This window comes from Parafrankia sp. FMc2 (genome assembly GCF_041008525.1).
Lineage (GTDB): Bacteria > Actinomycetota > Actinomycetes > Frankiales > Frankiaceae > Parafrankia.
This window is the reverse complement of sequence record NZ_JBFLUG010000064.1, coordinates 23,628-45,298: the sequence shown is the minus strand read 5'-3', so window position 1 is coordinate 45,298 and position 21,671 is coordinate 23,628. Positions and strand designations below refer to the sequence as shown.

17 protein-coding genes are annotated in these 21,671 nt (G+C 70.0%); 5 read left to right on the top strand and 12 right to left on the bottom strand.

Features of this window, described 5'->3' with window-relative positions; translation table 11 throughout:
* Positions 1 to 166 precede the first annotated feature (166 nt).
* Together AB1460_RS21410 and AB1460_RS21405 are read right to left on the bottom strand one after the other, a co-directional pair.
* Positions 167 to 928: an SDR family NAD(P)-dependent oxidoreductase gene (locus AB1460_RS21410; protein ID WP_368963591.1), complete on the bottom strand. Its 762-nt coding sequence runs from the start codon at positions 926 to 928 to the stop codon at positions 167 to 169.
* Between the two features lie 94 nt (positions 929 to 1,022).
* The gene (locus tag AB1460_RS21405; RefSeq protein WP_368963590.1) at positions 1,023 to 2,426 is read right to left on the bottom strand and encodes an MFS transporter; all 1,404 of its coding nucleotides are present in this window, start codon (positions 2,424 to 2,426) and stop codon (positions 1,023 to 1,025) included.
* A gap of 250 nt (positions 2,427 to 2,676) precedes the next feature.
* On the opposite strand from AB1460_RS21405, the gene AB1460_RS21400 reads away from it, so the two are divergent.
* The 4 genes from AB1460_RS21400 (at position 2,677) to AB1460_RS21385 (ending at position 7,278) form a co-directional block, all read left to right on the top strand.
* Positions 2,677 to 3,135, top strand: coding sequence for an AtaL-like protein (locus tag AB1460_RS21400; RefSeq protein WP_368963588.1), 459 nt, complete (start codon positions 2,677 to 2,679; stop codon positions 3,133 to 3,135).
* Positions 3,136 to 3,193: 58 nt separating this feature from the next.
* The gene (locus AB1460_RS21395) at positions 3,194 to 4,807 is read left to right on the top strand and encodes an FAD-binding oxidoreductase (protein ID WP_420497331.1); all 1,614 of its coding nucleotides are present in this window, start codon (positions 3,194 to 3,196) and stop codon (positions 4,805 to 4,807) included.
* Complete coding sequence (locus AB1460_RS21390; protein WP_368963585.1) at positions 4,804 to 6,531, top strand: FAD-binding oxidoreductase; 1,728 nt, start codon at positions 4,804 to 4,806, stop codon at positions 6,529 to 6,531. The genes AB1460_RS21395 and AB1460_RS21390 overlap by 4 nt, the downstream gene beginning before the upstream one ends.
* 165 nt (positions 6,532 to 6,696) lie before the next feature.
* Positions 6,697 to 7,278 (top strand): TetR/AcrR family transcriptional regulator, encoded by a 582-nt coding sequence (locus AB1460_RS21385; RefSeq protein ID WP_368963584.1) that lies wholly within the window; start codon positions 6,697 to 6,699, stop codon positions 7,276 to 7,278.
* Between the two features lie 65 nt (positions 7,279 to 7,343).
* On the opposite strand, the gene AB1460_RS21380 is transcribed toward AB1460_RS21385, so the two are convergent.
* Both AB1460_RS21380 and AB1460_RS21375 read right to left on the bottom strand, forming a co-directional pair.
* Positions 7,344 to 8,885: an FAD-dependent monooxygenase gene (locus AB1460_RS21380; RefSeq protein WP_368963582.1), complete on the bottom strand. Its 1,542-nt coding sequence runs from the start codon at positions 8,883 to 8,885 to the stop codon at positions 7,344 to 7,346.
* Between the two features lie 57 nt (positions 8,886 to 8,942).
* A complete protein-coding gene (locus tag AB1460_RS21375) occupies positions 8,943 to 10,154 on the bottom strand; it encodes an IS701 family transposase (protein WP_368963581.1) in 1,212 nt (403 codons plus the stop codon).
* Positions 10,155 to 11,170: 1,016 nt separating this feature from the next.
* On the opposite strand from AB1460_RS21375, the gene AB1460_RS21370 reads away from it, so the two are divergent.
* Positions 11,171 to 11,737, top strand: a complete 567-nt coding sequence (locus tag AB1460_RS21370; RefSeq protein ID WP_368963580.1) for a dihydrofolate reductase family protein — start codon at positions 11,171 to 11,173, stop codon at positions 11,735 to 11,737.
* A 71-nt stretch (positions 11,738 to 11,808) separates the two neighbouring features.
* Here AB1460_RS21370 and AB1460_RS21365 read toward each other — a convergent pair whose 3' ends face one another.
* From AB1460_RS21365 to AB1460_RS21330, 8 genes are read right to left on the bottom strand one after another with little or no spacing between them, the layout of a single operon-like run.
* Positions 11,809 to 13,155, bottom strand: a complete 1,347-nt coding sequence (locus AB1460_RS21365) for an MFS transporter (protein WP_368963578.1) — start codon at positions 13,153 to 13,155, stop codon at positions 11,809 to 11,811.
* Positions 13,152 to 14,162 carry an ABC transporter substrate-binding protein gene (locus AB1460_RS21360; RefSeq protein WP_368963577.1) on the bottom strand — a complete coding sequence of 337 codons (1,011 nt, stop codon included), beginning with the start codon at positions 14,160 to 14,162 and terminating at the stop codon, positions 13,152 to 13,154. The genes AB1460_RS21365 and AB1460_RS21360 overlap by 4 nt, the downstream gene beginning before the upstream one ends.
* A complete protein-coding gene (locus AB1460_RS21355) occupies positions 14,159 to 15,046 on the bottom strand; it encodes an ABC transporter ATP-binding protein (protein ID WP_368963576.1) in 888 nt (295 codons plus the stop codon). Before AB1460_RS21355 ends, AB1460_RS21360 begins: the two co-directional genes overlap by 4 nt.
* Entirely contained in the window at positions 15,043 to 16,188 is a 1,146-nt protein-coding gene (locus AB1460_RS21350) for a FecCD family ABC transporter permease (RefSeq protein WP_368963575.1), read from the bottom strand. Before AB1460_RS21350 ends, AB1460_RS21355 begins: the two co-directional genes overlap by 4 nt.
* Before the next feature lie 24 nt (positions 16,189 to 16,212).
* Positions 16,213 to 17,598 carry a YcaO-like family protein gene (locus AB1460_RS21345; protein WP_368963574.1) on the bottom strand — a complete coding sequence of 462 codons (1,386 nt, stop codon included), beginning with the start codon at positions 17,596 to 17,598 and terminating at the stop codon, positions 16,213 to 16,215.
* A 59-nt stretch (positions 17,599 to 17,657) separates the two neighbouring features.
* Positions 17,658 to 19,019 carry a YcaO-like family protein gene (locus AB1460_RS21340; protein WP_368963573.1) on the bottom strand — a complete coding sequence of 454 codons (1,362 nt, stop codon included), beginning with the start codon at positions 19,017 to 19,019 and terminating at the stop codon, positions 17,658 to 17,660.
* Positions 19,016 to 20,779 (bottom strand): CocE/NonD family hydrolase, encoded by a 1,764-nt coding sequence (locus AB1460_RS21335; RefSeq protein ID WP_368963571.1) that lies wholly within the window; start codon positions 20,777 to 20,779, stop codon positions 19,016 to 19,018. Before AB1460_RS21335 ends, AB1460_RS21340 begins: the two co-directional genes overlap by 4 nt.
* A complete protein-coding gene (locus AB1460_RS21330) occupies positions 20,776 to 21,663 on the bottom strand; it encodes a hypothetical protein (protein WP_368963570.1) in 888 nt (295 codons plus the stop codon). The genes AB1460_RS21335 and AB1460_RS21330 overlap by 4 nt, the downstream gene beginning before the upstream one ends.
* Positions 21,664 to 21,671 lie beyond the last annotated feature (8 nt).

Here is a 21,671-nt window from a genome sequence, read left to right as displayed (position 1 = left end):
GATCTTCGAGAGTCGTCACAAACCTCGATGATCACCGGTGGCCTCTTGCGTGCCTGGACCGGCTCCACCTCAACGTCGCATCTCAACCATGACCCATCAGATCAAAATGATCACTAAAGTCCGGCTGAAGTACTAGATGGGGTCGGCACAGATGCCGACCGGCCGTTCAGGCGGTGGCGCCACCGTCGATCACGTGGTCATGACCGACGACGTAGCTCGATTCTTCGGAGGCCAGCCACAGCACGGCGTTGGCGATTTCCTGCGGGTCGGCAACCCGGCCGAGCGGCACGGTGGGCGCGAGGCGGGTGTCGCGCTGCTCACGGCTCTCGCCTGGGAGATAGGACATCGGGGTGTCGATCGGGCCGGGGCTGATCGAGTTGATACGCACCCCGCGCCCGATGTACTCGCGCGCGGCGGTACGGGTCAGGAAGCTGACTCCCGCCTTGGAGGTCGAGTAGGCGCTCATGCCGGCCAGGCGCCAGTGGGCGCCCAGGTTGGAGGCGGTGTTGACGATGGTGCCACCGCCGTTGGCGGCGAGGTGTGCGGTCTCGTACTTCAGGGCTAGGAAGATGCCGGTCAGATTGACCGCGAGGACGCGGTTCCACACGTCCTCGTCGTGCTCACCGACCGGTGTCCCACCATCGAGAATTCCGGCGTTGTTGAACGCGACATCCAGGCGACCGTGGCGGGCGACAACCGTGTCAACCATGGCCTTCACGCTCTCGGAGCTGGTGACATCGACGACGATGCCGGAGGCGTTCCCGCCGCCAGCCTCAATCAGCCTGACGGTCTCCTTCGCGGAGCTCTCGTTGACGTCGGCGACAGCGACGGTCGCACCCTCGTTCGCGAATGACAGGGCGGTGGTCCGGCCCAGTACCCCACCGGCACCGGTGACAAGAACAACCTTGCCCGTGAAACGTGCGACCATGACGTGACTCCTTCTCGGTAGGGCTGACAGAAATAGATCAGACAAGGCGGTGGTGAGACAGGATGCAGGCCGATGGGATTCAGCGCTGATGGATTCAGCTGGGTAAGCTGATGCCTGCTGTGACGGTCCTGCGCTGAAGCAGGACAAGCCCGGAGGTGACGAGCAGTGTGATCGCCGCGATGCCGAAGGCAAAGCCGTATCCACGAGCGCTGGCACCGCCGCCGGTTCCGGCTGCATGCGCGGTGGCCAGCGGTACGAGAACTGCGAGCCCGAGGGGCGGGCCGATCTCCATGGCGGTGTTCACAATGCCTCCCGCCAGGCCTGCCTGCCGTGCCGATGTCCCCGACACAGCCCAGACCGTTGCGCCGGAGAAGGCGAAGCCCGCGCCGACCGGCATGAGCGTCATGCCGGCTGCCAGCAGACCCGCGTAGGAGGAGGTCTCCTCCAGCCGACTCAGCAGTCCCATCCCGACAGCCGCGAGGGCAAGCCCGACGGCTGTCAGGGTGTCCGTCCCCCACCGGCGCGCGGCCCAGCCGCCGGTCGCCGCGGTGAACAGCACCGCGAGAACGGGTGGGATGAACGCCGCCGAGGTACGCAGTGGCGAATAGCCCAGCGTCCGTTGGAAGAACAACGCCAGGATGAAGAAGTAGGAAGCCATCGCGGCGGCAGTCAGACAGATGGCGAGCAGGGCCGTCAGGCGCTGGGCCGATGCCAGCAGCGCGGGGGGAACGAGCGGGTGGGGTGACCGCGCCTGGGTCACCGCGAACACGGAGAGCATGGCTGCGCCGATGCCGATCCAGAGCCACTCCCGTTCGCCGAGACCGAAGATGAACGAGGTCAGCCCGGCGGTGATGAGCAGGGCACCGCGCACGTCCAGCCGGCTGGCCTGGCGTTTCTGGCCGGCCGGCAGCAATGGCGCGCAGAGCACGATCACCGCGGAGACGATGGCCGGGGCGACGAACACCCAGCGCCAGTGCACCCAGGAGAGGATCACCCCGGAGAGGACGGTGCCCGAGCTCGCCCCGATGCTCGCGAGCACACCCCAGACCGCCAGGGCCCGAGTCCGGCGGGCCTGGTCCGGGAAGACGGAGCTGAGCAGTGCCATGGCGGACGGGGCGGCGAGGGCGGCACCGCCGCCCTGCGCGAAGCGCGCGGCCGCCAGGACCCACAGCGTGGTGGCGGTCGCGGCGACGAGCGAGGCGGCGCCGAAGGCGATCACTCCTGCGACGAACACCGCTCGGTGGCCGAGAAGATCGGCCAGTCGTCCGCCGAGGACCAGCAGCCCGCCGAACGACAGACTGTAGGCGGAGGTGGCGAACACCAGGTCGGTGTCGCTCAGGCGCAGATCGTGCTGGATCGCCGGGAGCGCCACGGTGATGACGGTGATCGTCGCGATCAGGACGATCTGAACGGCGCCGAGGATCGCGAAGCACAGCCTGGGTCGCAGGCCACTCGGTGGAGCCGTGTCGGATGAGGCGTCCGCGGTGAGGGTTTCCATAGGAGACCACCCATTCCACTATGGGGCCGTGAGGTAGCGCGGTCTCCCTGGGGTGATGGTGATCGCAAGCTACCACGATCTATAACGATCGGTCTAGAGAGCCACGCGGTCCCGGCGCGACAAGGATGCCCATCCGCCCGCATCCTGCCTGGCGGGCGGATCGCCGGCATCGCACATTCATGCGATGTGCCGGCGCCGCCGGCCGCGAAAGACTCCTGGCGTCACTGGGAGAGCAGGAAGGCAGGGCCACATGGCCACGCTCAGTTGGACACTCGCCATCGCCGGCCCGGGTGACGACCCGTTCAGGCCGGACGCCGACCAGGTCTGGGAAGGGCTGCTGCACAAGTCGGAGCACCCGAGCCCCTACGTGCCCGCGGTGACTGCCTGCCGCGTTCTGGAACGCTACCCGGACGGCTTCCTCCGGGAGATCACCGTCCGCGACACGGAGCAGGTGCGGGAGCGTGTGACCTTCGAGGATCACAGGCGAGTGATCTTCCGGCCACTCAACGACCCGTGCATCGCCGAGATCGTCAACGAGCTCGGCCGGGACGACGACGGCCATCCCACCCTGAGCCTCCGCGTCACCCTCAGCCCGGCCGGGGTGGAGAAGGCGGAGCAGACCCGCTACTTCCGCCACGAGACGGCGCGCTACTTCTCGGACGCCCTTCGATTCATCGTCGATGGCCTCGTCCAGCGCTGCACCCGCTGATCGCCGGCACACCCGCCCCAGCATGATCATCTGAAACCCGAAGAGGGAGTACCCCACGATGCCAGGCGACTCCCGTCGCGCCTTTCTCCGAGGTGTCGCGCTCGCTGGTGGCGGGGTGGCAGTTCTGCCTGCCGCCACGACCCGCGCGGCAGCGGCCGCCGCGGCCCCGGCCCCCGGGAGCGCCCCGGTGGTGATCAGGCCCGGCGATCGCCAGTTCCCGGACCTGAACTGGGGCAGTAACCAACGCTGGGTGGGTTCTCCGGAGACCATCCAGCTGATCAGCAGCGCAGACCAGGCCCAGGCCGCGGTCCAGCGCGCCGTCGACAGCGGCACCGCCTTCGCGGTCCGCAGCGGCGGTCACTGTTACGAGGACTTCGTCTCGAACCGGCGGGTCCGCACCGTCCTCGACCTCTCCGGGCTGAACAGGGTCGGCTTCGACGAGGCCCGTCGGGTGTTCACCGTCGAGCCCGGTGCCCGCCTCGGCGACATCTACCGGACGCTGTACCGGCAGTGGGGCGTCGCCCTGCCCGGAGGAAGCTGCCCGACTGTCGGCGCCGGCGGCCACATCGCGGGTGGTGGATACGGACCGTTGTCACGGCGCCACGGTCTGATCGTCGACCACCTGTGGGGTGTGGAGGTGGTGGTCGTGGACCGAGCCGGCCGGGCGTCCGCAGTTGTCGCCACCCGGGAGCGTGACGACCCGAACCGAGCCCTGTGGTGGGCGCACACCGGTGGTGGCGGAGGCAACTTCGGCGTTGTCACCCGATACCTGTTCCGGTCGCCGGGCGTCACCGGCACCAGCCCGGCCGACCAACTACCCCGGCCTCCGTCGGAGGTCATCGTCGCGACCGTCACCTGGTCGTGGAGTGACCTGGACGAGGCGGCCTTCAGCCGCATCCTGCGCAACTTCGGCAGGTGGTACGAGGCCAACAGCTCGCCCGACTCGCCGTATGCCACGCTGTTCAGCCAGCTCAAGCCCCAACACGCGGCCGCCGGCTCCTTCTCGATGACGACGCAGATCGACGCGTCGGTGCCGCGGGCCGGCGCTCTGCTCGACTCCTATCTCGCCGCCGTCAACGAGGGGACGGGGGTCCGCTACCGCGTCGACGAACGCCGCACGATCTCCTGGCTGCACGCGGCCACCCAGTGGCCTGGCTTCACCGGCACCGACACCACGACACGGTTCAAAGGCAAGTCGGCGTACATGAAACGCGGCTTCAGCGACGCCAACCTCCGGGCGTTCTACCGGCACATGACGCGGACCGACTATGCGCATCCCGCCTCACTCGTAATGATCACTTCCTACGGCGGCCGAATCAACACCGTGCCCACCGCGGATACCGCGGTGCCACAACGCGACTCGGTTCTCAAGCTCCATTACGTGAGTTTCTGGACTGATCCCGCCGAGGACGCGGTACACCTGAACTGGGTGCGCTCCCTGTACCGCGACGTGTACGCGGCGACCGGCGGAGTCCCCGCTCCCGGCCCCGACACCGACGGCTGCTTCATCAACTACGCCGACGCGGATCTCGCCGACCCGGTCCACAACACCTCCGGAATCCCCTGGCACGAGCTGTACTTCAAGGCTGGCTATCCGAAGCTGCGGACTGCGAAGGCCCAATGGGACCCGAAGAACCTCTTCACCCACTCTCTGTCGATTCAGGCGGCATGACCATGACCCCAGCCACCACTCCGGGCGCAGGAGACCGGCAGGAGGGCCCGGCCAACGGCTGGTCGCGCCGCCGCATCGTGACCGGCGGCGCCGCGCTCGCCGCGGCCACTGTGCCGGGCGTGGCCGCCGCGGTCACCGGGACGACCGGGGCCACGGCTTCGGTGGACGTGAGCCCGTTTACTGAGGTGTCCGTGCGCCCAGGCGATGCCCGCTACCCCGACCTGGTACGCGGCATGAACCAACGCTGGACCGCGCGACCTGGTGCCGTCCGTCTGGTCGCCACAACGGACCAGGTGCGCAACGCCGTCCAGCAGGCGGTCGATGCGCGCAGCCGGGTGACCGTGCGCGGTGGCGGCCACTGTTACGAGGACTTCGTCTTCAACAGCGAGGTCGAGACCGTCATCGATCTCTCCGAAATGACCGGGGTGCGCTACGACCCGGAACGCTCGGCCTTCGAGGTGGAGGCCGGCGCCATCCTCATGGACGTCTACGAGCGGTTGTACAGGGTGTGGGGGGTCGTGGTCCCCGGTGGTGTCTGCTATTCAGTCGGTGTCGGGGGGCACGTCAGCGGCGGAGGCTGGGGCATGCTCTGCCGCCGGCACGGTCTGATCGTGGACCATCTGCACGCCGTCGAGGTCGTCGTGGTCGACACGCACGGCAGGGCACGCACGGTGATAGCCACCAGCGACGACGGCGACCCCAACCACGAGCTGTGGTGGGCCCACACCGGGGGCGGCGGCGGCAACTTCGGCGTGGTCACACGGTACTGGTTCCGCTCCCGCGGCACCTCGGGCCGTGCCCCCGGCGCGCAGCTACCCAGGCCCCCGGCCGAGGTGCTGCTCAGCGCGGTCTCCTGGCCCTGGGAGGCTGTGACCGAGCAGGCCTTCACCCGTCTGGTCCGCAACTATGGCGACTGGCACGAAGCCCATACCACCGCCGGTGGTCCGTACGACGGGCTTGCTGCCAACCTGAGCCTCAACCACCGGTCGAACGGCCAGATCGGCCTGCTCACCCAGATGGACGCGACCGTGCCGGGCGCGGAGGGACTGCTCGACGACTTCCTGCGCGCTGTCTCGGACGGGGTGGGCGTACCTCGGGGGCCGGTCACCAGCGCCATGGGGGAACACGGGCCGATGCCCGAGTTCAGCACGCCGCAGCGGCTTCCCTGGCTGCAGGCGACGCGTTACCTCGGTGTCACCAACCAGGTGCTGGTCGATCCGACACTTCGCGGCGACCACAAGTCGGCCTACCTGCGCCGCTCGATGCCCGAGCGGCAGATCGCCACCATCTACCGTCATCTGACCCGCACCGACTTCGCCAACCCTTCCGCCATGGTGCTGCTGAGCTCCTATGGCGCGGCGGTGAACGCACCATCGCGGACCGCCACCTCCTCGGTACACCGTGACTCGGCGTTCAAGCTCCTTTACCAGACGTACTGGCACTCGGCTGGCGCGGATGCCGCCAACATCGCCTGGCTGCGGGAGATCTACGAAGCGGTGTACGCCGACACCGGCGGCGTACCGGTATCCGGCGAGGTCACCGACGGCTGCTACGTCAACTATCCCGACATCGATCTCAGCGATCCACGTCGCAACCGGTCGGGAGTGCCCTGGACCACGCTGTACTACGGCGAGAACTATCCGCGCCTGCAACGGGTGAAGGCGGCCTGGGATCCGCGCGACTTCTTCCGGCACAGCCAGTCCATCCGCCTGCCAGGGCGCTGATCAGCCCAGCCTCGCGCAGGCGAGGGCCCGCGTCGGCGAGGGCCCACGTCACGGCCGCCCAGCGCCACGCCCAGGCAACCCGATCGCAGACGACCGAACAAACCAGTCCCCGCCCCCATCGCAGCGGCCTTTTCTTGATTGCCCGGTCTTGTTAGCCTCGAGAGCATGGGCAGGACCAAGGAATTCGATCCCGACGTGATGCTCGAGCGTGCGATGGACCTGTTCTGGGAACGGGGCTTCGAGGCCACCTCCATGGCGGACCTCGTCGAGCATCTAGGGATCGGCCGAGCCAGCCTTTACGGTACGTTCGGTAGCAAACACGATCTGTACCTGGCCGCCATGCGGCGCTACCTGCGCGGTAGCGAGGCAGGCTTCGTCACTGCCCTCGCCCAGCCCGGGCCCGCGCTGTCGGCAGTACGCGCGTTCGTCCAGAGCTGGGTCAGCGAGGCCCTCGCCGACCCGGACCGGCGAGGCTGCCTCATAGTGAACGCCGCCATCGAGCTCGCCCCACGGGACCCCGAGGTCGCCCGCCAGGTGGCCGTCAGCTGGAGCGTGGTGGAGACGGCGCTGTTGTCCTCCCTGCTGCGGGCCCAGGCTCAGGGCGAGCTGGCGGCTGACAAGGACGCGCATGAGATCGCCAACTTCCTGCTCGTGGTGATGCAGGGCGTCCGTGTCGTAGCGCGGGCGGCGCCGGATGCGGAACGGCTTCAGGCCGCCGCCCGACTCGCCCTGGCCTCGCTGGACTGACCCTCTCCTCGTCGCAGAGCATCGGACCAGCCGGGAGGCGACCCGCACCTGCCGCCTGCTGACCGTCAACCTGGCAGACCCACCTCGCCGGGATCACCGAACCAGCGTCCCAGTGCCACACTCAGGTCCTCGACGTCGCGTGCCCCGCCCATCGCACCCCAGGCCGCGTAGCCGTCCGGACGCAGCAGCAACGCCTCGGCGGTGAGCCGCTCCTGCGCCCGGGCCGGCACGACGTCCACCCGGTCCGCCCACGGCGCGGCGGCGTGTCGCAGATCCGCCCGGTCGGCGAGGTCCAGCAACACCGGTCGCCCCGCGTGCAGCAGGGCCGCCAGACTCACCGAGCCTCCCGACGTCCGCAGCCGTGTCTCCGGGACAAACCGCCCGGCGAGGGGATCATCGGGCCGCCCGCAGTCGTAGACGATGTCCGTCCCGCTGACCATGCCGGCCAGATAGGCGTTGGCCTGGTCCAACCTGAGGAGGTCGGAGAACAGACGGCGCAGCCCATCGCTGGACGGGTCCGGGTTCATCAGTGCGACCTGCACGCTCACATTGGCGAGCACACGTTCCCCGACCGGGTGCCGCTCACTGTGGTAGCTGTCGAGCAGCCCATCCGGGGCATGGCCCCGGACGCATGCGGCCAGCTTCCATCCCAGGTTCAGCGCGTCCTGGAGGCCGGTATTGAGCCCCTGCCCCCCGGCGGGAAAGTGCACATGGGCCGCATCCCCCGCCAGCAGAACACGCCCCGACCGGTACCGCTCGGCCTGGAATGCCGCGTCACTGAACCGCGAAAGGTGCCGAGGAGCGCGCATCGGTACGGCCTGGCCGGTGATGCGCTCGACCTCCGACCGGAACTCCTCGAAGGTCACAGGCGCGGCGCGGTCCGGATGCGAACCCCGGAAGTCGTATGTCCCGATGCGGCTGTGGCCACCCGGATCAACCCAGGCAATGGTCCAGCCACGGGCGGTCCGCCGCCAGCCGGAGGCGATGGACCGCGGGTCGGGCAGGCGGACCTCGCCCATGAGACACGACATGGTGGGCGGTGTTCCGGTGAAAGCGATCCCGGACTTCGCCCGCGTCACGCTGCGAGCCCCGTCGCAGCCGACAAGCCAACTCGCCCGCAGGGCCGCGGGCCGGCCGTCGGGCCGGCGGATCGTCACTGCGACATGCCCCGGTGCTTCGCAGACGTCCGTCACCTCGGCGCCCCGCAGCACCGTGGCACCGAGCACGAGCGCGCGATCGGCGAAGACGGCCTCCGCGAACGCCTGCGGACTACCAACGATCGCGGGGAACTCCTCGACCACCGGTGCCAGATCGAGGTCGAACAGACCACCGAAATGGAAACGTGAGTGTGCCTGTGGAGTGCGACTCGCGACATATCCGCCCGGCTGCACAGCCTCCAGCAGACCGCGCCGGTGCAACGACTGGGCAGTCCTGGCGTGCAGGGTTCCGGCTTTCGACTCGTCTGACGGAACTAGCTCCTTCTCCAGTACCGTCGTCCGAACCCCGTGCAGGGCCAGCTCACCGGCCAGCAACATCCCGACCGGGCCTCCGCCGACGATCAGGACGTCCGGATCCGCTATCGAGTCGCTCGCCCAGCCCGCATCCACGATGGCTCCGGGCCCCTTTCGTCTATCTTCTGGCGAATCCGGGCTCCCGCCCGGTCGTCAGGCCAACTGGAAATCGTCGAGGGTCGGATCGCCGGCCTTGTTACGGACGGCGGAGAGAGTCACGATGCCCTGCGCCACGGAGCTGAGCGTGATGTGGCGGTGCCAGCCGCCGAACGTCCGGCCTTCGAAATCCATCGCTCCCACCCGGACGCTGATCTCTGAGAAGTCCTGGTTGACGCGCTCGACGAGACCACCGAGGCGGATGACGGCCGTCGCCGGCACCTTCGTCATGTTGGACAGCCAGAGCTCCTGCGACCGGGGCTCACCCGGAGGCAACGCCCCCACCATCAGAAGCGGGCCGGTGGCCCCGGTCTCGGGCGGCAGCATGACCTCCGTTCGGACGACCTGGACGGGTGGAGTCCCGGGGCCGGCGCGGTGCATCCACTGCATCGCGTACCCGGCCCGGCCGGCCGCCTCGGCCAGGCGCTGCGCCATGGCCACCTGAAGTCTGCCGCCAGCCCGCGTCGCGTCCACGCCGATCAGCCGCGTCGCCCCGCTGATGCGCAGGACGAACGGGACGTCGGCGGCAGACAGGCTTCCTACCAGCGCCGCCGCGTTCTCGTCTCGCGCGTCCATGACGATCGGCCGGCGCCGCAGCCCCCACCCCCGCGCGATCTCAAGGGCAGTCGTCGTCGCCGTCGCCGCGGGCAAGGAGGCCAGGTCACCGGCACCGACTGGCTCTGGAATCTCCGCGCGCCGCCTGCGGCGGGCGTCGCCCAGCCAGTCCCCGGACAGCAGGAGCCTCCAGTTCACCGGTGCGCTGTGCCTGTCGTTCGCAAGCCACACCCCGTAGGAGCGCTGGTTGTTGACGACCTGCCCGAGGTGCGGGACAAACGACTCGGCGACACCGACGGTGTGTCTTCCCGCCTTCAGCACGACCATCGGCTTCACCACCCAGGCGCACGGATCGAGCGCTCGGTCCAGATGGGCGGCCAGCGCCTTGCGTACCGGAACCCAGTCCCACGACGACTTGCTGATGAAGTGGTGCAGCCGTTGCTCGGCCGCACCACCTCCGGTGATCGACGCTATCGACCGCATCGACTTGCGTCCGGTGAGCGACAGCAGCCCAGAAACGTAGAGCTCGCCGCGTTCTCGCTGGTCACGGCGCGGCAACGACATCAGCACCCGCCTGCTGCACTCCGTGACGAAGTCATCGGCGACCTCGCTCCAGGCGATCTCGTGGGTGGGATGAGAACGGTGCGCGTCCACTAAGAAGATCCCTCCGCCGGACACCGGATCCCGTCGTCATCATTGCGCCGGTCCGGAACTCCTTCGTTCCACAGCCGTTCCTATTGGAACACACATTCTCTTTTGTGACCACGAGGTTCGACTCCTCCCGGCCTTGTCTCGTCCACATGCACGCTGACCGCGCTGTGTCGGTCCACCTGCCAGCGGACAAGAAAGCCTGTTCAGAGGTTGTCTCTGCGCCCGTTCATCGACTCGCACTGTCGCCACCCGGACACCGGGCGAACCCCTGTCACGTTGTCGCGGCGGCTCCGAACTCGCCGTAGCTGGCGGTCTGGATGCGCTGATCACGCGCCGGTGATCTCCAGACTGAAGGCGATGATGGTCCCGACGACGTCGCGGATGCGAACGGGTAGTGCGATGCCACGAACCGCGCGGCGCGGCAGAGCACCCGCGTCAGGACCGTTTCAAGGGCCGGGTCCTGAATCCGGCCGGCAGGTATCTGCCGAGACAACGAGGCGATGGTGCGGATTGGTCAGCGACCTATCGAGCACACGCGAAATAATCAGACCACGACCGAGGCAGAGATTTGGCGTGTTCGAGGATTGACCGGTTCGCCTCGTCTGTCAGATCAACGCTGGTCGTGAGGGTTGCCGGTGGGGACGCCGTGCGGGACACGTGTCGTTGGCAAAGAGACAGACACGCCCCTTCCTCGGGCGTGACCCAGGTCGCGGACGACCGGGTCGCCATGGGCGACCAAGTGACGGCCTGGCGGGCCGAAGGCGACCTCCTGGTCGGCTATCTGCACGGTGCCCACGCGACACTGGGCCCAGCCGACCCGGTCCACCGGTTCGGCTGGCACGACCTCGACCATGACATGGTCGGGCAACAGCACAGCTGCGGGTGCGGGTGCGGGTGCGGGTGCGCGATCCTCGCGCCTGGCAGGTCGAACGGGAGAACGATGAGAAATCGCGGCGGCGCTGGTCTGATGATGACGACGGTTCGTCAGACGTCCGCGACGGCAGCAGGGAGAGCCACCCATGAGACCGCTCCGATACTCGATCAACATCACCCTCGACGGCTGCTGCGACCACCGGACGATGACCCCGGACGACGAGTCGCACCGCTACTGGGCCGCCAGCCTGGAACGAGCCGACGCCCTTCTCTTCGGCCGGGTGACCTACAGGATGATGGAGGAGGCGTGGCGGCAGCCGGCGGCGGGAACGTGGCCTGACTGGATGGCCGACTGGATGATCCCCTTCGCCCGGACGATCGACGGGGCGAAGAAGTACGTCGTGTCGAGCACCCTGGACCAGGTCGACTGGAACGCGGAGCTCGTGCAGGGTGACCTGGGGAAAGCCGTGCAGCAGCTCAAGCGGGAGCCTGGCAGAGGCCTGTTCGTGGGAGGCGTGACCCTCCCGCTGGCCCTGGCGGAGCTGGGTTTGATCGATGAGTACGAGTTCGTCGTGCACCCCGTCGTGGCAGGCCATGGGCCGACGTTGTTCGCCGGCCTGAGCGACCGGCTCGAGCTGAAGCTCGTGGGGCGCCAGGAGTTCCGGTCGGGGGCGGTCGCCCTGCGGTACCAGCCCGGTCGAGCCTCAACCTGAAGATCATCTTTTGTCGAGGCGGTGAATCCTGACAGGAGAATGCTGGTGCCGGGACTGACAGGGCTCGGCGGTCAGGGTTTCGCGAACCCTGGTTTCTCTGAATGCGAGGTTTCCGCCTGTTCTGTGGGTACCCGTGTGCGGCTGGCCGGTGCCGCGACGGCAAGTGCGGCCAGGCGGTGTGGGTCACGTAGTCGGGTGAGCGAACCCGCCGCGAGGGAGATCGTGAGTCCGCTTCCGGCGAGGGCGAGGGCGTGGCCGAGTCCGGTGTGTTGGGCGGTGAGTCCGCCGACGGCTGCGCCGATGGGCTGGCCGCCCCAGGCGATGATCCTGGCGGTGGTGTTGACCCTGCCCTGGAGCTCGATGGGTGCGACGGTCTGGCGTACGACGATGCCGTTGAGGCTGACGGTGGTGTTGGCCGCCTGCCAGGCGAGCAGTGCCAGTGCACCTGGGATCAGCGCGGTGCTCACCGCCCACCAGCCGAGGAAGACCAGGCCGGCGGCCAGGCCACCGAGGGTCAGCCAGCCGACCGGGAAGCGCCGCTGTAGCGGCGCGATCAGCAGGCTGGCTGTCAGGCTGCCGGCGCCGGCAGCGGCGTAGAGCAGTCCGATCCGCCCGTCGTCGTCAGGCAGCCCGAGCCGGCGTACTGCGACAACGACGATCAGGCCGGTGACGAAGCCCGCGGTCAGGCTGTTACCGAGGCCGATGAGTGTCAGAGTGCGGACGAGCCGGTGCTCCCACACCCAACGCAGGCCTTCACCGATGTCAGCGCGCAGCGGCCGGCGGACTGGCCGCGCTGTCGGGGAGTGCGGGGGAAGCCGTGCCATCAGCAGTGCGGAGGCGGCGAAGCTGGCGGCGTCGACGGAGAGGGCGGGGCCGGCGCCGACGGTGGCGGCGAGCAGGCCGCCCGCCGCGGGGCCGGCGAGGGCGATCACCGTGCTGACGGAGCTCATCCGCCCGGTGGCCTGCCCCATCGCACCAGGGGGGACCAACGCGGCCAGCGCTCGGAACCCGGCCGCGTCGGAGAAGGTCAGGGCTGCCGCGTTGCCTGCCGCGACGATCAGCAGTTGCATGGTGGTGAGCGCGTCGATCATGTTCGCCAGCGGGATGCTGGCGAGGAGGAGGCAGCTGGCCAGGTTCGATGCGACCAGCACGCGGCGGGGGTCGAGGCGGTCGGCCCAGGCTCCGGCGGGTAGCCCGAGCAGCAGGTAGGGGATGGCTTCGAGGGCGGTCAGCAGCCCGGTGAGGGCGGCGCTGCCGCTGCGTTGGTAGATCAGCAGCGGCAGCGCGACGAGGCTGACGGCCGATCCGGCCCACGAGACTGCCCGTGCTGTCAGGAAGTGCCGATACCCGGATCGGTCGAGGGCCCGATCAGCGTCAATGCCGGTCGCCGGCGGCTCCGGGTGGGGGGGTGTGGTCATGGATGCAGCGCCGCGGCCAGGGCTTCGACACCTTCGACGCCGGCGAGGTTCGTCGAGTTCCACTGCGGGAGGAAGACGATGGTGCCGGTGCGGACGGCGGTGACTGTCGGCAGCGTTCTGGTGAGGAAGGTCCGGGCGTCGGTCTCGCTTTCACCGCCGCTGAGCAGGTACACGAGGGTGGCCGGGTCGTCCTTGATGATGGTTTCCTTTGACAGCTCGCCGTAGTACTGGCCTGCGGAAAGGGTGCCGGCGTAGATGTTGCGGGCACCGGCGCGCTGGGCGATGTCGGTGTAGACGCCGTCATAGGTGTAGAGGGAGCCGTTGTAGGTACTGATCATCGCGACGGCCACGGGCGACTGGCCGTCGGTTTTCGATGTCACCGCGGCGAGGCGGGTGTCGATGTCGGAACTCAGCTGGGCCGCCTTCTCCGCCACGCCGAAGATGCGGCCCAGGGTGTTCAGGTCGGTGGTGACGTCGGTGACCTTCGCCCTGGTCGCGTCATCGGTGCAGAAGCCGCTGAGGATCAGAACCGGGCTTCCTCGGCCGGTGAGGTCGTCGATGCCGGGCAGCTGCTGGCCGTCGAAGAGGTACGAGCCGTCTGCCCAGATCAGGTCGGGACGTGCGGCAAGGAGCTGCTCCCGCGTTGGCGCGCTCTCGCTGAGGACGGGGATGGCGGTGACGGCGGCGGCGTAGGCGGTCGCGGGACTGCCGTTGCCGGTGTTGTACTGGCCCACGACCCTCTCCCCGAGTCCGAGCGCCACAAGAAGATCGGTGCTCGTGGGCCATCCGGAGATCACTCTGGTGGGTGCCCGGTCGAAGCGCAGGGCGCGTCCGCAGTTGTTCACGGTGACCGGATAGCCGGCCTGGCTGTCAGCGGCACCGAGCCGCTGTCCGGACGGCGTCGAGGACGGCGCGGAGGAGTCACCGCAGGCGGTGGAGGTCACGGCGGCGGCCAGGAGGGCCAGACCGAACGCGAGCGCCGTTCTCGGGACGCGGCGGGTGATCATATGGATCCTTCCAGGGAGAAGGCTGCACCGTCAGAAGCCGGTATCGGCGGGGTGGACGGCTCCCGTGGCGGCGGCAGCGGCTGCTGGGCAGCGGGCGGTGGCGGTTGGCCGCCGGTCAGCGAGGTGAACGCGAAGTGAGGCCGTCCGGTGAGCGGATGGATGCCGCGGTGGGCGCGCACCCCGAAGACCGTGCGCAGCAGGTCGGGCGTGAGGACGTCGACGGGGGTACCCGAGGCGACGACCCGCCCGTCGGCCATGACGTGGACCACGTCGCAGTACGCCGCCGCCAGGTCAAGGTCGTGCAGTGCGGCGAGGACGGTGATTCCCAGCGAGTGGATCAGGTCGAGCAGGTCGAGCCGTGACCCGATGTCGAGGTGGTTGGTGGGTTCGTCGAGCACGAGCAGGCGGGGTTGCTGGGCCAGGGCTCGGGCCAGCAGGACCCGTTGCTTCTCCCCACCGGACAGCGAGGTGAACGGTCGCTGTGCCTTCTCGGCCATCCGTACGGTGCGCAACGCCTCGTCGATGACTGTTGTGTCGCCCGGGGAGGTGGGGCTCCAGGCGTTCTGGTGCGGGAGGCGTCCGGTGCCGACCACGGCGCGCACCGACAGTGTGACGTCACCGCCGTGTTCCTGCGCGAGTGCGGCCACCTGGCGGGCGGCGGCCCGTGGTCCCAGGTCGCGGTGCAGGTCACGGCCGTCGAGCAGCACCGTTCCGGCGTGCGGTCGCAGGGCGTGGTAAATGGTCCGCAGCACGGTGGACTTGCCGCTGCCGTTCGGTCCGAGCAGCCCGACGAACGTCCCGGGAGCGCAGTCGACGGTCAGCTCCCGCACGATCGTGGCCCGGTCGATACGGACCTCGACGCGGTCGATGCGCAGGCCGGTCACGAGGTGCCTCCGGGGTTGCCGCGCCGCAGCAGGACGAGGAAGAACGGAACGCCGGCGACGGCGGTGACAATGGTCAGCGGCAGTTCGAGCGGCTGGGTCGCTGTCCGCGCGACGAGGTCTGCCAGCACGAGGAAGTTGCCGCCGAGCAGGGCGGCCAGCGGCAGCAGTCGGCGGTGGTCGGCACCCACCAGCAGGCGGACGCAGTGCGGCGCGATCAGGCCGACGAACTGCACGCCGCCAGCGACCGCGATGACGGTTCCGGTGAGCAGCGCGGCGATGACGAGCAGCTCGGTACGCAGCGCGCTGACCGCGACCCCGGCGGAGGCGGCCGTGTCGTCGCCGAGGAGCAGTGCGTTGAGCGCCCGTCCTCGCAGGATGAGCCAGCAGGTGCAGGCCGTGACGATGGCGGCGGGTGGACCCAGTTTGTGCCAGTCGGCGCCGGAGACCATCCCAAGCAGCCAGAACAGCAGGTGCGCGAGCTGGTTACTGGACACGCGCAGCTGCAGGAAGCTGGTCGCGGCCTGGAGCAGGTACCCGAGAGCGACGCCGGCCAGCAGAAGTCGGGTCGGTTCTATCCGCCCCGCCCGCCGGCCCAGCACGAGCACCGCGCCCAGGGTGAGGAGGGCGCCGGCGAAGGCAGCGCCGGACACGCCCAGTGTGGACAGCCAGCCGGCGGCACCAGCACCACCGGCGCCAGCGCCAGCGCCAGCGCCAGCGAGCGTGAGCACCGCGGCGGCGCCGAGGGAGGCTCCCGAGGAGACACCGAGGACGTAGGGGTCAGCCAGCGGGTTGCGCACGACCGCCTGCAGCGTGGCGCCGGCGACCGCGAGTCCCGCACCGACGACGAAGGCGAGCAGCACCCGTGGGGTGCGAACCTGCCAGATGATCTCGTCGTCTACTCCGGGCCGGCTGTCCATGCCGACGACGGGCCCGACGAGGTGAGCGACGACGCTCGACCAGACCTCGCGCAGCGGAAGCCGGACCGCGCCCACGCTGATCGCGGCAGCGAGGATCAGGGGTGTCGCGACGATCAGGACCGTGAGGGCAAGCCTGAACCGCGTCTGTTCGGAGACCGCTGCGCGGTGGTTCGGGTGTGCGGGCGACGAGACGACCGCGCCGGTGGCGTACAGGGCCTCTCCCAACGAGACGGGCGGACGGGTTGGCGCTCAGTGCGGCAGGGGCATCGCCGGCAGGGATGCCGTCCGGGGCCGGGACCGGGCGGCGGGCAGCCGCTGGCCGCCGAGGAAGGGCATCCCGACCGGGGCGTTGCAGTACAGGCCCGGAACGATCACCCGGGTGACGTGCAGGCCCGCGCGGCGGACGTCCGCGGTGGTGACGTCCACTGCCACGGCCCGATGCCCGCGGGAGGCGAGCCGGTCGACGAGGGCCGACAGCCGCCGGTCCGGGGTCCACATGGCTGGCGGTGCGAGATCCGCCAGCCTGGTCTCCCCGGTGACGGCATCCGCGAGCTCGCGGTGGAACTCCGCGCGCACGGCCGGATCAAGGTGCAGCTGGAGGTGACAGCCATAGTCGACGACGTCGCAGAAGTCCTGGCGATAGGACTTCCGGTAGGCCCGGTCGGCCCGCCACGCCTTGAGCGGGCTGGTCGGGCGGGTCGCCATCCGGGCGTAGGAACCGGTCGGGTCGTCGTAGTCCGCGACGAACAGCTGCAGCTGCAGGGCTTCGCCGTATGCCTTCATCGCCGCGTCGAGGGGATCGTGGTGCACTCCCATGCCGAGGGTGAGGTAGCCGGTGTGCCTGTCCGCGACGAGCGCACCGATCACCGGCTCGGAGAACTCGTCGTCGAAGGCAAGGAAGTGCACGTCGAGGACCCCCCGCGGGCCCTGGCAGAAGTCGCGTAGCCATCGGGGTGGGACGGCGCGGCGTAGCCCACGCCCGCCGTACCAGGACAGCGTCATGGCGTCGCGTTCGATCACTTCCAGCAATGCCCCGGTCTCGGCGGACAGCCGGTCGGGGCCGGCGGCGAGACCGGCCTGCATGACCGGGTTGGTCCGGGGCGCCTGGTTGCCGGCCGACGGCGCGTTCCACGAGACCCAGACCAGCGAGGCGGGAACGAGAACCGGGGCACCGGTCCGCAGGTCGCGACCGCGCGCCCACTGCTGGACGAGGTCCGCGGTCATCGGGACCAGGGGGAAGCCCGGGGTCTCGTACTGTGCCCGCGCATAGAGCGCGAGGCTGTCCGGGTCGACGGCGTCGACCCCCGCGTCGACCAGTTCGGCGTGGCTGGCGCTGGTCAGCCCGGGTGGGACGAGGTTGCCGCAGTACCGTTCGGCAGCCTCGCCCAGCGCCGCCGCGACGGTGCGCCGTGGGTCGGCGAAACCGTACCCCGCGCCGGTGGCGTCCGCCGGCCACGGCCCGAAGCGGGTCGTGTCGCACAACCAGGCATGCGTCAGGGCGAACGACGGAGGAAACCACGAAGGTACGGCGCGTGGCACCAGGCGGCGCACGATTCCGGTTCTTCCGTCGACGAGCCGGGGATAGGGGACTCCGGCCGCTGCCGCGTCAGGAACGGATCCCGTGGCGGTGCTCATTTCTGTCGCCATTCTTCGCCTGTCGCCATTTCTCGCCGTCTCGTCATCACGCGGAACCGTCAGGCCAGCGGTAGGGGTTGGTTCACCAGGTCGCCTTCGGCCAGCGGCGCGGTGCTCCAGCCCATGGCGACGGGGACGTCGTAGAGCCGGTGCCCGCCACGCAGCGGATAGGCCGGCGGCCCGTTGCCGACCAGCCCGGGGACGACGACACGAACCACCCGTAGCCCCGTACGTGCGACGTCCGGTGTGGTGAGATCGACGGCCACGGCACGCAGTCCGGCCGCGCTCAGGAGCTCGAGGTAGGCGGCGCGGGAGCTCGCGGCCTCTACCGGCGGGATCGCGTCGAGCGCGATGCTGGTCCGCGGGCACAGCCGATCCCGGGCACCCTGTTGGAGGGCCGGGTCGAGGTAGAGCTGCGCGACCGCAGGAAGGTCCACCAGTTCCCGGTAGTCCGCGCTCACCGACCCCGCGTAGCGGCGGTCGGCGCGAAACGGCAGGAAGACGTGCTCCTCGATGTCGCCCCCGGCGACCGCCCGCCACACGTCGCTGTCGGGGGCCGCGAGCTGCCGGGTCAGTGTGAGCAGTTGCAGGGACTCCACGAGCGCCTTCACCGCGGCGGCGGACGGATCGGCGCGGCACGCACTGCCGAACGCGATGATGCCGTCAGCCTCATCCGCGAGAAACGCCCCGAGAACAGGCACCGTCAGCTGGGACGGAACGGCGAGCAGTCGGACGGTCAGGGGACGGTCCCGGTACGGCCGGCCGAGCTGGCCGGTGACGACGCCCCCGTCGTCCACCGCGTGTGTCGGTGCGCCGGAGGCCCACCAGATGGTGGTCGCGTCCCGTTCGAACAGCTCCTCCAACGCCGCTGTCTCCGCATCGGCCCGGCTCGGCCCGGCCGCGATCCCCGAGTACATGAGAGCGTTGGTGGGTGGCTCGGCACGATGCGGGCCGTGGAAGTAGTCGAGATAGACCAGCGAGGCCGGCACGAGCACGCTGTCACCGCTGACGAGATCCGTGCCTTCCACCCAGGCGACCTCGAGATCGCGGGTGACGCGGACGAACGGGAAACCAGCTGTGGCGTACTGCCGGTCGGAGTACAGCGCGAACTCCGACGGGTCGGTCGCGGCGATCCCCCGCGCACGCAGCCCCTCCCAGCTCGCGACCGGTAGCACCGCGGGCACGGCGTTGCCGCAGTACCGCTCCACCGCCTCACCGATCGCCGCACCACGTGCCCGGCCGGCGTCACCGAGGGTGGCACCGAATCCGAACCCGTCCGCCCGCCATCCGGCGAACCGGTCGGCGCGGGCCACCCGCGCACTGCGCCCCAGCCAGCCCGCCGGCATACCGGGAGCGGGTGGCTGATCCACCACCGCTGTCAGCAGCCCCAGCCGTGAATCGACGAGATCCTCGACGGTCACGACGCACTCCCCCCGCCGGTAGCCATCGACACGCCGGCCGGCTGGGCGGCGATCTCGCGGGCGGCCGAGGTGGGCCCGGCCGCCCGTGCCGTCGTCCCCATGGTCAGCAAGGTCAGGCGGGTGCCGGTCTTCCCGGATCCGACCAGTACTGCCTGCTCGCAGACGCGCGTCGTCGTGGTGGTGTAGCGGTTCCGCCCCGTCCCCAGACCGCGCGCCAGATTCGGATGATCACTGCTGGTGATCTCCAGGACGAGCCGGGCGCCAGCGGGCACCCGCTCCGCCGCACCGGACAACGCGATCGTCCCGGTGACCGCGGCCCCGGGGTGAGCCGCCCAGGTGGCACTGCCGACCGCGAGCTCGTAGGCAGGGCCGGCGGGCAGGCATGCAAGAACCCGGACAATCCAGTCGGCCTCGACAGCGTCCGTCGACGCCGCCAGTTCGACCGTGGCGGAGCCAGACATTGTCACTGCTGCTGCCAGCGGGTCGGAGACGAAACGGACGGCATCCGCCCGGGCGAGCAACGACCGGCGGTCCGCGCCGGGCACGGTCGAGGGAAACGGATCCCTTGGGTCGTAGCGAAAACCGCACGATCCGTCCGAGCAGGGCCGGTCCGCGGTCAGGGTCCCGTCAGCGTGGGCGTGCCAGACAGCCTCGCCGACCTCCTGCGGCGGCCAGCCGGCACCGACGAACCACTCGTCAGCGCCACGGACGAAAACCTCGGCACCGGACACGGCCGTCACCGGAACGGTGTCCGCGGCGGTGTCCGCGGCGGTGTCCGCGGCGGTGTCCGCGGCTGTGTCCGCGGCTGTGTCCGCGGCTGTGGGCGTCGCGCGTTCCGCCAGCACCTCGCGCAGCCACCCGACGCAGCTCGCCGCGAAGTCATAGCGCGAGCCCGGCCCATGGTCACGATCACCGACCCGCGTCGTCGTGGCGAAGGCGAGGTCGTGCCCCCATGCCCCGATGAGCAGACGCCGCGGCGGTCGGGGCGTCACCGCCGATCCGACGAGTCGCCAGTGCTCCGCCGTCTCGGAGATCAGCAGGTCGTACCAGCCGCCCACATGGAACGCGGCGGCGCGGACGGCGGCAAGCTCACCGTCGGTGAACGCCTCCGGCCCCGGCGCGGTGCCGGTCCGCAGAACGTCACCCCAGTGGGGAAGAACGGCGCCCATCCGCTCCGGCAGTTCACATACCGGCAGGTGATCCAGGATGTCCGGCTGACGGGCATGCACCAGCCGGACCAGACCGTCACGGCTGGTGCGGGCGTCGGCGCGTTCCAACCACCAGTACGCGTGCTCAGCCAGGCGCAGAATTCCACCGGGCTCGAACTTCGTGCGGTGCAGCCCCATCGACGGGCCGAGACTCACGACCGCCCGCACCGCGTCGGGCCGTTCCACCGCCAGCGCCCAGGCGGTGTAGCCGGCGTATGAACCGCCGTAGGCCACCAGCCTGCCATCGCACCAGGGCTGGGCGAGGATCCAGTCCGCCAGCGCGGCGCCGTCGGCCCGCTCATCCCGGTACGGCCGCCACGTTCCTTCCGAGTCGTACCGGCCCCGGACATCCTGCACCACATAGCCGAATCCGCGTCCGGCCCAGCCCTGCCCTTCGGCGAGGTGGGCGGAGCGCCCGTAGGCGGTCCGCGTGACGATCACCGGGGCCGGCCAGGTGGCGCGTGGCGGAACATGGGCATCCACCGCGAGCGGTGTGCCGTCGCCTCCCGCTACCGACAGGTTCGCCCACGCTCCGGCGCCCGCGGCCGTCATGCGCGTACCGCGTTGACCGGGACGCCGAGGGTGGACCCGCCGTCCAGGCGGGCCGGGTCGGCGAGCACCGGCAGGGGCAGCACCGGATGGCGCGCCACCGACCCCGGTGCGGCGACCTCCACCTGGACGTCGACCTCCGGTAGCCGGTCGGACGCCCACCAGGCTTCGACCTCGGCCAGCAGGAGACCCGCCACCATGGCCAGCACGCCGCGCCCGGGCCAGGGGACCTCGGGGTGTGCCTCACCGGACCGGTCGAGCCAGGCCCAGTGGGCCAGTAGTTCCTCGGGCGCGTCGGCAGCAGCGAGCCGACGACCGCGCACGTCCTCGTACCTCGCGGTACGCCCAGGGACGCTGAGCGGGCCGGCGAACAACGACACACCCTCCGCATGGCAGCGTGTCCACGCCGTCGAGTGCGCCTGGCACCAGCGCTCCACCTGACGCCAGTGCGTGTCAGGCAACCAGTGTGCGCAGTCCACCAGCACGTCCGCGCTCATCACGGCCTCCTCGTCGACCGGACCACGCCGCACGCGTGCCCAGTCAGCCGCAAGGTCCCCGACAAGCCGGGCGACCGGACCGTCTCCGGAAACGTGCAGCAGCGGCGGGGTGGTCCGGGCCGGTGTCGATGCTCCGTCACCTCCGTCGACCAGGACGCCCCGGTCGGCCAGCGCCTGAACCAGCTGCGCAAGCGTGGGCTCCACGCCCGAGATCTCGCCGGCGACAGGCTCGAAGTCGGATCCCTCAGCCCCGCCCGGCCGTAGCCGGTCCTGTAGCTGGGCCACCAGTGCCGACGGCCCCAGGACCCGCAGGAACACCTCGCCTGGTCCGGCCACGCGCCAGCCCCCGCCCGGGAACGGATAGAGGTGATGGCCATCAGCCAGCTTCATCGAGAACC